14 protein-coding genes are annotated in these 12,526 nt (G+C 40.7%); 4 read left to right on the forward strand and 10 right to left on the reverse strand.

Annotated elements, in window-relative coordinates; all coding sequences use genetic code 11:
• Positions 1-48 precede the first annotated feature (48 nt).
• Positions 49-1,221 carry an MFS transporter gene (locus tag E0E32_RS19545; protein ID WP_066190199.1) on the forward strand — a complete coding sequence of 391 codons (1,173 nt, stop codon included), beginning with the start codon at positions 49-51 and terminating at the stop codon, positions 1,219-1,221.
• 52 nt (positions 1,222-1,273) lie between these two features.
• On the opposite strand, the gene E0E32_RS19550 is transcribed toward E0E32_RS19545, so the two are convergent.
• The 10 genes from E0E32_RS19550 to E0E32_RS19595 form a co-directional block, all read right to left on the reverse strand.
• Complete coding sequence (locus E0E32_RS19550; protein WP_066190197.1) at positions 1,274-1,495, reverse strand: hypothetical protein; 222 nt, start codon at positions 1,493-1,495, stop codon at positions 1,274-1,276.
• Positions 1,496-1,690: 195 nt separating this feature from the next.
• Complete coding sequence (locus E0E32_RS19555; protein ID WP_066190195.1) at positions 1,691-1,900, reverse strand: YczO family protein; 210 nt, start codon at positions 1,898-1,900, stop codon at positions 1,691-1,693.
• Between the two features lie 24 nt (positions 1,901-1,924).
• Positions 1,925-3,169, reverse strand: coding sequence for a CYP152 family fatty-acid peroxygenase CypC (gene cypC / locus E0E32_RS19560; RefSeq protein ID WP_130860576.1), 1,245 nt, complete (start codon positions 3,167-3,169; stop codon positions 1,925-1,927).
• Between the two features lie 203 nt (positions 3,170-3,372).
• Positions 3,373-3,792: a NusG domain II-containing protein gene (locus E0E32_RS19565; RefSeq protein WP_066191279.1), complete on the reverse strand. Its 420-nt coding sequence runs from the start codon at positions 3,790-3,792 to the stop codon at positions 3,373-3,375.
• 175 nt (positions 3,793-3,967) lie between these two features.
• A complete protein-coding gene (locus tag E0E32_RS19570; RefSeq protein ID WP_066190190.1) occupies positions 3,968-5,683 on the reverse strand; it encodes an ABC transporter ATP-binding protein in 1,716 nt (571 codons plus the stop codon).
• A 32-nt stretch (positions 5,684-5,715) separates the two neighbouring features.
• A complete protein-coding gene (locus tag E0E32_RS19575; protein ID WP_066190188.1) occupies positions 5,716-6,765 on the reverse strand; it encodes an NAD(P)/FAD-dependent oxidoreductase in 1,050 nt (349 codons plus the stop codon).
• A gap of 78 nt (positions 6,766-6,843) precedes the next feature.
• Positions 6,844-7,866 carry an ABC transporter substrate-binding protein gene (locus tag E0E32_RS19580; protein WP_066190187.1) on the reverse strand — a complete coding sequence of 341 codons (1,023 nt, stop codon included), beginning with the start codon at positions 7,864-7,866 and terminating at the stop codon, positions 6,844-6,846.
• A 13-nt stretch (positions 7,867-7,879) separates the two neighbouring features.
• On the reverse strand, positions 7,880-8,641 hold the full coding sequence (locus tag E0E32_RS19585) for an ABC transporter ATP-binding protein (RefSeq protein ID WP_066190185.1): 762 nt from the start codon (positions 8,639-8,641) through the stop codon (positions 7,880-7,882).
• 3 nt (positions 8,642-8,644) lie between these two features.
• Positions 8,645-9,670, reverse strand: a complete 1,026-nt coding sequence (locus E0E32_RS19590; protein ID WP_066191276.1) for a FecCD family ABC transporter permease — start codon at positions 9,668-9,670, stop codon at positions 8,645-8,647.
• 364 nt (positions 9,671-10,034) lie between these two features.
• Entirely contained in the window at positions 10,035-10,733 is a 699-nt protein-coding gene (locus E0E32_RS19595) for a LiaF transmembrane domain-containing protein (protein WP_130860577.1), read from the reverse strand.
• 109 nt (positions 10,734-10,842) lie between these two features.
• On the opposite strand from E0E32_RS19595, the gene E0E32_RS19600 reads away from it, so the two are divergent.
• The 3 genes from E0E32_RS19600 to E0E32_RS19610 all read left to right on the forward strand — a co-directional run bounded on the left by E0E32_RS19600 (position 10,843) and on the right by E0E32_RS19610 (position 12,474).
• Positions 10,843-11,112: a ribbon-helix-helix domain-containing protein gene (locus E0E32_RS19600; RefSeq protein WP_066190180.1), complete on the forward strand. Its 270-nt coding sequence runs from the start codon at positions 10,843-10,845 to the stop codon at positions 11,110-11,112.
• Positions 11,099-11,518, forward strand: coding sequence for a type II toxin-antitoxin system VapC family toxin (locus tag E0E32_RS19605; protein WP_130860578.1), 420 nt, complete (start codon positions 11,099-11,101; stop codon positions 11,516-11,518). Before E0E32_RS19600 ends, E0E32_RS19605 begins: the two co-directional genes overlap by 14 nt.
• A 71-nt stretch (positions 11,519-11,589) precedes the next feature.
• Entirely contained in the window at positions 11,590-12,474 is an 885-nt protein-coding gene (locus E0E32_RS19610; RefSeq protein ID WP_130860579.1) for an RpnC/YadD family protein, read from the forward strand.
• Positions 12,475-12,526: the final 52 nt, after the last annotated feature.

Below are 12,526 nucleotides of genomic sequence, written 5' to 3' on the forward strand. Positions count from 1 at the left end.
GGTATAATTAAATTTCGATTACCGAAATAATTAAAGGAGTTAGTATATATGCAACAAACAAAAGAAAGGATTTGGACGAAGGATTTTATTTCTATTTGTGTCGCCAACTTCTTTATTTTTCTTGGCTTTCAAATGACACTGCCTACCGTTCCTTTACTAGTGCAGGAATTAGGTGGCAGTAATCAAATGATCGGAATTATTACTGGTATTTTCACCTTTTCGGCTTTACTTATTCGGCCTAATGCCGGACACGCCTTAGAATCAAAGGGTAGACAATTTGTTTATTTAATCGGATTGTCTATTTTTGTTATTTCAGTTGGGTCATTTGCTTTTATAACGAGTATTGTCTTCCTCTTGCTTATGCGTGTCGTGCAGGGGCTTGGCTGGGGCTACTCTACAACCGCTACCGGTACCATCGCCACGGACTTGATTCCACAAAGCAGACGTGGTGAAGGAATGGGCTACTTCGGCCTGTCAGGTAACTTAGCGCTGGCTTTTGGACCAACATTGGGCTTGACTCTATATGGTTATCTGTCATTTACGTGGTTATTTATTATCGCCGCCAGCCTTGGTTTGATGGCCTTTATTCTGGCTACTCAGATCACTTATAAAAAGGTAGAACCCCCTCTTTCTGAGGAAAAAACATCGAGATTTGATGTGGTGGAAAAATCGGCACTTACACCAGCGATATTACTGTTCTTTATTACAACGACTTTTGGAGGGATTGCCTCCTTCTTGCCATTGTATACAGCAGAAGAGAATATTGCAGGCATTGAAATCTATTTCTTGCTTTATGCCTTATTTTTGATGGTTTCTCGAACATTCTCTGGTCGTTTATATGATAGATACGGGCATGTCGCTGTCTTTCTACCCGGCGCCGCTTCGATTATCATTGCCATGTGTTTACTGGTTTGGATGCCTAACGCCGTTGTCTTATTTATCGCGGCCTCTTTATACGGGCTTGGTTTTGGCTCTGTACAGCCGGCATTACAGGCATGGGCAGTCAATAGTGCAGCCAATCACCGGAAAGGAATGGCCAATGCTACCTTCTTCTCCTTTTTTGACTTAGGAGTCGGCACGGGCGCAATGGTATTTGGTCAAATAGCGAATAGTTTTGGCTACAGCTATATTTATCTAACTGCCGCCATCTCTGTTAGCTTATCGATCTTGTTATATATTTATTTATTTTTCTTGCGTCGTCAGCGACCGGCACAGATATGAGTTTGGATAACAGTGAGTCCTTATCCATGTTTAAAAAAGGTAGTGCAGAGAGTCATTCTTCCGCACTACCTTTTTGCTTATAAATATCTGTCCAACGTTTGCGCTTTCGGATACTTCCCGCCGTTTGTAAAAGCAAGTGCACGGTGATCACGGATACTAAGAAAAGAATAGCTGGTTCATTTGTCCAAAAAATGGACACCATTAGCACAAACAAGCCGAGCGATAATACTAACAGAATAAGCAGATATAAGACTAAACTGAGAATAAAAGCCATATTTTCTCTCCTCAAGCTCATTTCCATAACGATGGCGAAAACTTGACATGGATAATGGGGGACACGAACATTTCCAATGTCGATCGTTTTCTTGAGTAATCCCCATCATTTTACCAGAATCGTTAGTTGTTGACTAGATCCCCTATCCTACAAATAAAGACTGTGCAGTCATAAAATGCACAGCCTTTATGGTTCTTAATTCTCTTTATACTTTTTCTCTGATTGAGAAGTGCTTTGACTGTTTTTCTTATCCTTCTCATTCTGTCTGTCAATTTTCTGATCTTCTAATGGCGTTTCATCGACAAACTGTTGTTCTTTGAATTGATCCAATTTGCTACGTTTTTCCTCATGAATGGTTTTCCGCTTGTTCTTTTCCCTTTCTTTCCTGTTTATTTCATCGTTCATCATTTGCCCCTCCCTTCTCCTTGTTTACTTCATGTGTACCTGCTCCATAACCACACGACTTTTCGGCAATGGTGGAATATCATTCATTTTATACGTCAGGTCCTGCTCTGGAAAGGTATACGTGATTTGGTTAACGAAAAAATCTAACGTCACTTTCAACACTTCGAGCGTAAGCCATTCACCGGCGCAGCGATGACCAATATCAAATTCGCCTCCTCCTTGAGGAATAAAATCAAATGGAGAACCGCTCCATTCCTTAAACCTCTCTGGCTGAAAAGTATCCGGGTGATCCCAAATAGCTGGGTCATGGTTGGTGCCATATAAATCTAACAGGACTAATGTTCCTTCTTTAAAACGATATCCTTCCCATTCAAAATCCATTTTTACACGTGCAGGAGCTACGGGAAAGAACGGATAAAACCGTCTTACTTCTTGAATGAAATGCTCCCTTTCCTGTTCCGTTTCCAATTGACGAACCGCTTCTGGATAATCATGGATCGCTAAGGCAAGAAAATCAATATAGACAGCAATCGCCACAATCGGACGTAATAAATTCAATAATTCGACGGCCACAATCGACTTGTCCAGCAATTCTCCATTCCAATCGCGATGCCAGACAAAATGGTAAAGTGGGCTGTCTTCGCCGACTTCAATCTCTTTTTCACGTACTTTACCGACTAATTCCTTGATCCAATCCTCTGCCTTGTTTCTGGACCTTCTTGCCTGCCAATGTTTCAGTCCAACTGCTCCAGCGTCTTCAAACATATCACCTAAGTGATCGCTCCACGTTTCTATCTGATCCTCTTGATAAGGAACCCCTGTCCATCTTAAAGCAGCTCTGGTTAAAACCCGCTTGGCTAATGAATAGATAATCACCTTTTCGTCTTGGTATTGATCCATTTCTTGCTCCCACTCTTCTTGAATGAAAGACGCCATTCTTGCCAAGCCATCCTGCGACATTAACGACATAAACATCTCCTTGCGATGGTGATGCTCCTGCCCATCTAAACCTTGCACGCCACCTTCGCCAAATAACGTTTTCTGAATTCTGCTCGGAGAGGCGTCCTTCCGAGAAAATTTCGCATTATCGTAAAAGAGTGCTGCCTCTTCTTGACCGACCATACAGATGACCTTTTCCCCTAACAGCTTCGTTTCAAATAGCCGGGAATCGAATTTATCTGAACGATTCATTACGTAATGATATCCCTCATGCAACAGCTGTAATGTGTGGTCCAATCCTTTATCCCTCGGCATATGTGTATCCGTCATCTTCCATACCTCCTTGATAAAAAAGCTTCTTGAACGAATTATTCCCTTTTTTGTGATCTATTAAAACAACAAGAAAAAAGGTTACTTTCCTTCGACGCAAAATAAGACTGAACCCGTTGTGGATTCAGTCTGTATACATTTTATTAATAAGCTCTTTTACTTGTTATGAGACGATTAGCACTAATTGGTATCGCCTCTAGTTCCTAGTGAGAAATAATTACATCTTCTTCCCCGCCGTTATCTTCGTTTTCCGAGGATAATTCAATCAGTAACTTATGCGGCAGGCAGACAATGGTCTCGCCAGGTTTATCTTTCCAGCCCATTCGTACTCCCACTTGATCTGGACTGTTGTCTTCTTTGATCCTAATTCTCTCTCCATCTACTTCGATGCGGTTATATTGGTCGCCTTCTCCTTCAATCGTAAATTCTTCATTTCCTTCATTTCCTGTCAAGGTAATCTCGCGTAACACTTCACCATCTCGGGAAATCTCAGCCACAACGGTATCTCCCTTTTGTTGTGCCTGCATAATAGAAAAATAAGTAAGCGGAATAAGGGATATAAATATAAGTACAACAATAATGACAATATCAAAGGGTTTTAACATTTTCATAAAGTTTCGCATGGGAATCGTTCCTTTCTGATTAAAGGAGTCCATAATAAGGATTCTCGTCAGTAAACCTTATAAGTCTATTTTATCATATAAAGGCTTGTTCCTTCCAGCTTGATTTGTATGGTTATCATCATAAGAAAAGACGGAATCTGCCATCGATTCCATCTCTTCCGTCCAGTTATTTGATTTAGCCAAATTGTGCCTGATGCAGACGACTATAAGTTCCCGTCCGTTGCAGCAATTCTTGATGAGATCCTTGTTCGGCGATGCCATCCTTGGTTAATACAATAATTCGATCCGCATTCTTAATCGTCGCCAAGCGGTGAGCAATCACTAATGTCGTTCGACCTTTTGATAGCTCAGCAAGTGACTGTTGTATGGCCAACTCAGTTTCTGTATCTAAAGCTGAAGTGGCCTCGTCTAAGATTAAAATAGGCGGGTTTTTCAAAAACATACGAGCGATTGACAAGCGTTGTTTTTGACCACCAGAAAGCTTAACGCCACGTTCGCCAATTACGGTATCCAGACCATCTGGTTGCGCCTCAATAAATGTCTTCAGTTGGGCTTTTTCAGCAGCTTCCATAATCTCTTCATCGGAGGCCTCCAATTTACCGTAGGCTACATTTTCTCGAATTGTACCTGAGAATAAAAACACATCCTGCTGCACGATGCCAATCTGATTCCGCAATGAACGAAGCGTGAAATCCTGAATGGAATGACCATCGATATAAATATCACCTGACATCGTCTCGTAAAAACGAGGCAGCAGACTACATACAGTTGTTTTCCCAGCACCGGAAGGACCAACGAATGCGACAGTTTCTCCTGCATTAACCTCGAAACTAAGCTGTTCAAGAATACTCTCTGTTGGGCTGTAACCAAAGGAGACATCCTGATAACGTATTTCTCCGTGAATCGGAATATCCCGTGCTTGCGGACTGTCAGCAATATCAGGATTAGTATCCAGCACCTCTGTATACCGCTTAAACCCAGCAATTCCTTTTGGATAACTCTCGATAATCGCATTGATTTTCTGAATAGGTGCCAGCAAAATATTCGACAAAAGCAAAAAGGCAACAAATTCACCATAAGTCATGGAACCGTTGATCACAAACCAAGTTCCGAAAAATAGGGTGAACAAAGTAACAATGCGCATCAAAAAATAATTGGACATAATATTTTTTGCCATGATCTTGTACGAGGCCAGTTTGGTTTGACGATACCGTTCATTATTCTCAGCAAATTTATCCTGTTCATATTTTTCATTAGCAAATGCCTGTACAACACGAATACCACCAATACTGTCCTCAACTCTAGAATTGATATCGGCAATATCATGGAACATCCTGCGAAAGGTTCTAGTCATCAGCTTGTTAAAGTAAATGGCAAAGACCATTAGCAAAGGAATGACGATAAAAGAAATCACGGCAAGTGGCCAATTGATGCCAAGCATAATCGCAAAGGCACCAGCTAGCGTCATCAAGGCAACAAAGGCGTCTTCTGGGCCATGATGTGCCATTTCCCCGATCTCTTCCAAATCTTTGGTTAACCTCGAGATGGAGTGACCGGTTTTGTTATTATCATAATGGCCAAACGATAGCTTCTGCATATGAGTAAACAACTTTTGACGCATATCTGTCTCGATATTGATACCTAATCTATGCCCCCAGTAAGTGACGATATATTGCAGTAAGGTATTCAAAGCATAGATCAACAATAAGGCGACACACGCCCAAATGATCAGTGTCCAATTTCCTTGTGGCAAGAGACGATCAATCACCTGATTAACCGCAAGCGGAAAGGCTAATTCTAAGATTCCTACAAAAATAGCACAGATGAAATCTAAAAGAAAAAGCCCCTTGTAAGGACTATAATAAGAAAAGAAACGCTTCAAGTAATCCATGAGATACCCCCCTATTTATGACCTTTTTTTACTTAATTCACGAGCTGGGCAACCAATTTTTTATTGCGTTTTTTGAAGAGGTCATTGTGGGAAGATACCATTCCAGAGGCCAATGCGTCGGGCTCAATAAACTGCTTCGCTTTATTGACAGCATTCACTGCATCTTGAAAAGCACCAGCAATTAAATGAACCTTGCCATCGTATTTAATCACATCTCCAGCTCCATATAAGCCCGCCACCGATGTCTCACTAAATGGGCTGCTTGCAATAAAATACTCGTTTGCCATCTCAATGGGCAGGTCACTTTCTTCCAATAATTTCTTCTCGCGAACAAAACCATGGTTTACCACTAATTCATCAATCATTATATGGGATTTTTGGTTTGTTTGGCAATGACTTAGCTCAACTTGCTCGATATATTCTCCTGAATCGTTAGCAATCAAACGTTTTATATCGGTATCAAAGTGACATTCGACGGAACTATTCATCAACTGGGTTACCTGCGCTTCATGAGCATTAAGTGCATCTTTACGATAAACCAAATAGACTTTTCGCGCGATCGGCTCTAATTCATTCGCCCAATCGACTGCGGTATGACCACCACCAGAAATAAGCACGGTTTTATCTTTAAATCGTTGGAGTGACTTAATCGTATAGCTAAGGTTAGCAACCTCATATTTTTCTGCCCCGTCTATTTCCAGCTTTTGCGGGTTGAGAATACCACCGCCGATTGCCAGAATAATTGTCCTAGAATAATGCTTTTCACCTGAGGCTGTATGAAGAATAAATATCCCTTGTTCATCCTGAGCAATCGTGGTTACCTTTTCCTTACAGACAATTGTTGGGTCGAAGGTTTTTGCCTGTTCTATCATTTGTTCAATCAACTGTTCACCAGACACCGGTGTTAAAGCGCCAATATCCCAAATCATTTTTTCCGGATAGACATGTACCTTACCACCCAAGCGGTCTTGGTACTCAATCACCTTTGTTTTCATTTCACGCAATCCACTATAAAAGGCAGAGAAAAGACCCGCCGGCCCTGCTCCAATAATGGTCACATCGTAAATCTCTGGATTTCTCATTTGATAACCTCCTCGGTTTTTTATAACAACTTCTGTGATCAGCAAACAAGAGAAGGAGAAGGAACTCCTCCTTCTAGTTTACTCGAATAATTCTGGATACATTTCTTTCGCCAAGATTTCCATACCATCTAAGGCATTGTAGCTGTAGCCAAACATGTAATTGTAATCCACCGCATACACTTGCTCGTTCTGAATCGCCTTCATACTAGATAACTTTGGATTACTGTATAAGCCTTCTTTTACCTTTTCTGCATTCTCAGGATCATTATCTATCCAAGTCGGAATAATTAGTACATCCGGGTCTGTTTCGATTAACGTTTCTAAGCTTACCTCGCCTGTTTCCCCTTCAAAAGCATTGGTGAGTTTCACTTTACTAAATACATCATTAAAAAAGCTTTCCTCTCCAGAAGCGTACACTGATACCTCATTCGGATCGGTCATGTGTAAATAGACAAATGTCTTATTCTCCTCAATACTTGATAAATTATCGATAATGGCTTGTTCTTGCTCTTTTAATTGTGAAATAAACGCTTCTGCTTTATCTTGCACGTTAAAAATAGCACCAACCTGTTCGATATCTTTGTAGATCGATTCATAGGTTGCACCAGGTATCGAGGATTCCAGCACGTAAGTATTCACATCCATCTCATTTAAGGAGTCTACTGTCCCGACACCCCACTCATCATTCGTAAATAAGCCGCCTCTGCCAAAGATTAAATCGGGATCAGTGCCTAAAGCTACTTCTTTGCCTACATAAGAATCACTTAGGATGTTTAAATCATTATAGTCCGTTTCAACGGTTGAATCTGGAGCACCGAAACTAGCTCCAACACCCGCAATCTTATCTTTCAAGTCTAAATGCAATAATAATTCGGCAGCTGGTCTTGTATTAGCCATGATTCGTTCAGGAGCTTGATCAAACTCTTGATCCTTTTCTTCCCATTCCGCGCCACCCTCTGCTTTGGTATAGTTGGTAATCGTTACGGGATATTCTTCGGCTGTCCCCTCTTCTGCTGTTGCATTACTCTCTGTTTCATTTCCACAAGCTGCTAGTAGGCTTATCATCGTAACAACCATACATATATATAAATATTTTTTCATATTCATCCTCCTGTTATATGTTGTAAACAAATCCTAGTTGATTCGTTACTGGATTTGTGTATGTTTCACATTTGATTTGATATAATTCACCAATAATATCCGGGGTTAACACCTCTTCCGGTGTCCCGGACGCATATACCTTCCCATTCTGCATTGCATAAAGATAGTCACAATAATGAGCAGCCATCTCTAAATCATGTAGTGCCGCCAAGACACCAATCTTTAAATCTCTGACACATTGTAAAATTTCCAGTTGATAACGAATGTCTAAATGATTGGTTGGCTCATCTAAAATCATAAATTGCGGCTGTTGCGCAATGGTTCGTGCCAAAATGGTCCGTTGTTTCTCACCACCTGATAGGGATAAATAACTTCTGTTCTTGTAATCTAATAAATTCGTTTGTCTTAATGCCTCTTCCACGATATCAATATCCTCTTGATTATCTACTTCTAACAACTTCTTATGCGGCGTTCTGCCTAACAGCACCATTTGTTCCACCGTTAAATCAAAATGCATTTCATTAAACTGCCCGACGACGCCTAATTGCTGTGAAATCTTCTTTTGTGATGTGTTTAGGACATCGATATCCCCCAAAACAACCTTACCGTTATGTGGAGGAATGCTTTTATAAATACTCTTTAATAACGTGGATTTTCCACAGCCATTCGGTCCGATCACGCCGACAAACTTTTGATTGTTGACTTGCAATGAAATATTCTTCACAATTTCCTTTTTTCCCAATTTTGTCTTCAATTGATCCACTACTAGCTGCATCGCTTACCCTCCAAAATTATAGCCTTTTTTCACAATCATATAGATGAACAATGGAGAGCCGATCACAGAAGTAAGAATACCGATCGGAAGCTCCACGTTCTCTACCAGTATCCGCGACAACACGTCTGCCCACATCAAGAAGAGGCCTCCTAAGAGCAAGGATGTTGGCATTAATCGTTTATGATCGGAACCAACTAACCCCCTGCATATGTGTGGGATAATCAGACCAACAAAGCCAATCATTCCTGAATAAGCAACCATGGTGCCGGTAATCAATGCCGCGATGATCATGTATAGTTTTCGGAACACACTGAGATTAATGCCTAAGGTGATGGCCGATTCATCGCCTAATAACATGGTATTTAACACGCGATGCTGAAAAAGAAAGAGAAAACATCCTGCCAGTACAATAATAGTCATAATAGGTAATTTGCTCCAACTCGCTGACGCCAAACTTCCCATGGTCCAAAAAGTGACACTCTTGATTCCCTCCGCATCATTCGCAAAGAAAATGACCAGACTAGATAATGAACTGCATAAGGCGCCGATCACGACACCAGACAACACCAATTTAATCGACGTTACCTTTCCCCCAATGCTTGATATACCAAGAACGAGAACGGAGGTAATCATTGCACCCATGAATGCACCAAATGCGACTCCAAACTGGGCCAATACCGTTCCACTGCCAAATCCCACAAGAATAGCAAAGGTAGCCCCTAATGAACCACCTGACGAAATACCAAGTATGTATGGGTCGGCTAGTGGATTTTGTACGATGGCCTGCATCACTACACCACATAGCGCAAGGCCCATACCTATCAATAAAGCAAATAGGACACGCGGCATACGAACTTGCATGATAATATTGGTATATGAATCACTCTCTATCTGATCTAAGGATCCAAGGTGACCACTGGTGATGGTATGTAGCACCACTTGCATCGACTGTTGAAACGGGATAGGGACCTGACCGATAGAGACGGAATAAACAGCAGTAATTGCAATTGCGCAAATAAGGAAGACCATGGCAAACAGATAATAGGTTTGCTTGAGTCCTGCATTGCTTACTTGTTCACTACGCAAATATTCACCTCCTCACTTTTCTTAAATGATAATGAGAATCATTTTCATTATAGAGGAAGGTCGTTATTTTTGCAATCTGTTTTTGAATTAAATTGGAGGAGTTGTGATTTTTTATGGAAATGAACCAATGTATGCTGAGGATTTTTTGATAAAAGTAGAGAATTGGTTACCGAAAAAAGGCCATTAGACAAGAGCGTGCTCACAATATCCTTTATTCATGCAACTCAAAAACCCACACTACTCGATGTGTGTGGGTTGATGATTTTATATCACTAAGATGTTTAACAGCGAGGATTACAAATGATGATTAATTCTTAATCTCTGCCCCGCCAAGAATGGTCAGACAGTGAAGCTTTAGTCGAATAACTTCTCCCTCTCCATTAGACCGTCTTGTGCTATCTTCCCATCCTCCTAATATGGGAATACCCGTCACTTCGACTTGAACGTTTTCTGGAACCATAACGCTAGCCCCACCTAATACAGACGTTACATAAAGCATAGCTCCATCAACAATATGTGCGTCGCGAAGATCAATTTCCGCTCCTCCCACGATCGTTGTGACACTACCACCACGAAAATTCTGCGATTGACTCTGGATCTCTGCACCCGAAAATAGTGCAAATGTGTTTAAATCTGTGTCCGTATGCGCTCTTTTTCCACGATTAAATCGATGGAAGATAATGATAATACCGATAATGATCAGAAGAAAAGGCACCAAATAAGGACCCACATTTAAGTTAAACACTTGATTTACCAAAAAGAAGACCCCAACAAATAAAAACATGAAACCAGATACTTTAGAAGCCTGATGACGATAGAATAACTGAATAATACCAATCATGATTAAAATAAGCGGCCACCAGGTAGATAGTAATTGTCCGAAGTTAATGATATCCACTTGATGTAAAAGAAAACCAATACCAAACAAAAGAAAGCATAGACCAATCCATACTCTTCCAGCCATTAACATCTCCCCTAACGTTGCAATTTGTCTTACTGCCTTCATTATTTACTTAATAATATATGTTGTCAATGCAAACCCGCCGTAATTAGGTAAGCCTTTTCAATTGTATACATCATCTATACATTATATAATGTATATGAGGTGATAAACAATGAACGATGATACACATAAAGTCAGAAAACAAGTTTACCTAGAACCTAGTCAAAACAAACAAATTAAACAACTCTCTGCACGCGAACGAAAAACGGAAGCCGAGATAATTAGAGAGGCTGTGGATGATTATCTGGTGAAGAGGGAGACAAGTAAAGATCCCTTAGCCCAGCTTATTGGCATGGTAAAAGATGGTGACAGCAAAGGCTCCACTCACCATGATTCTACTGTTTATCTAAGCGAGGAGCGTGAAACCAATGAAAAGGAGTAAATTATTCATTGATACAGGGGCATGGATTGCTTTAATGTCAACGTCTGACCAACATCACAAAAAAGCACGTCATTTTTTTGAGCAGCTTGATTTTTCCATTACTCGCATCACTTCAAGTTGCGTCATTGCAGAGACTTATACATGGCTTCGGTATCGAGAAGGGGCTATCTATGCCCAGCGCTTTCTTGACATCATTAACCACTCTAAAGCAAACAGAGCCTTGGATGTCATAGATGTAGATACAGACACGCGTGAATTAGCTGAACAGATTTTGTTGGATTTGGCGGACCAGCGTTTGTCTTATACAGATGCTGTTAACTTAGCCATAATGAAAAAGGAGCAAATTCACCAAGTTTTTGGTTTTGATCAATCTTTTTACCATACGGAAATGGAGATCGTTCCGTAGCTGAGGCTAGAAAGTGCAAATTTATCAAAAGGTAGGAATGTGGTATACTAAATATATACAGGGAGAGTGCAATAATGGGAGAGGGAATAGCTTATCAGAATAAAGATATTCTACTGAGGTTCTTAAGTGATTTTTATAAAGATGTGACGCTTGATGTTTTCGGTCTAGAAGATATGCCAAAAATTAAGGGGCTGCTGCCCAATGACTTCCCAGAGATTACAGCAGACGATGCACGATCGGATACTTTTTTTGAGCTAGACGACAGTTCTATCCTCATGTTGGAATACGAAAGCAACACTCGTTTTGTAGAGAATCATTTGAAGTACATGCGATATGCACACAGGATGTCGCAAAGATTTCTACAAAAAGAAAAACAGATCCGGCATTTACATGTTGTCGTTGTTTATACGAGCGATGTGGAAAAAGTTAGCGATGGCTTAGATATTGGCGATGTCTCCATTTCCTCCACACCGATCCTCTTATCCGACTATAATGGAGACACTATTATGGAACAGATCGGAGAAAAAATGGAAGCAGGAAAACCGTTAACGCACGAAGAATTATTCCAGTTTAGCCTCGTTCCTTTGATGCACAGTGTCAGAAAACGCAATGAATTAATCCAGGCGTCCGTAGAACTAGCTAAGAGAATGGACAATGAGCAGAATCAAGTGCAAGTTATTGCGGGAATCCTTACGGCGACAGACAAATTTATCGACGATACGTATGCCAAACAAGTAAAGGAGTGGTTGAGAATGACAAAGGTTGGCAGAGCTTTTGAAGAAGAGAAACAGGAAGCTGTTGAAAAGGCTAGCAAGGAACTAAAAATCGAAATTGCCCAGTCTCTACTTGATGTTCTATCGTTAGAACTGATCGCTAAAAAAACAGGATTAACCCTGGACGAAGTAAAAGAATTGAAACAAGAGCAAGAAGAAAAACAACAACGAAAAAATGCTTAAAGATACGTATTTTTTGGTAGATAAAATGCCAGCATAGCCTCCCCACCTGATA

Source organism: Gracilibacillus phocaeensis (assembly GCF_900626275.1).
Classification (GTDB): Bacteria; Bacillota; Bacilli; order Bacillales; family Amphibacillaceae; genus Gracilibacillus; species Gracilibacillus timonensis.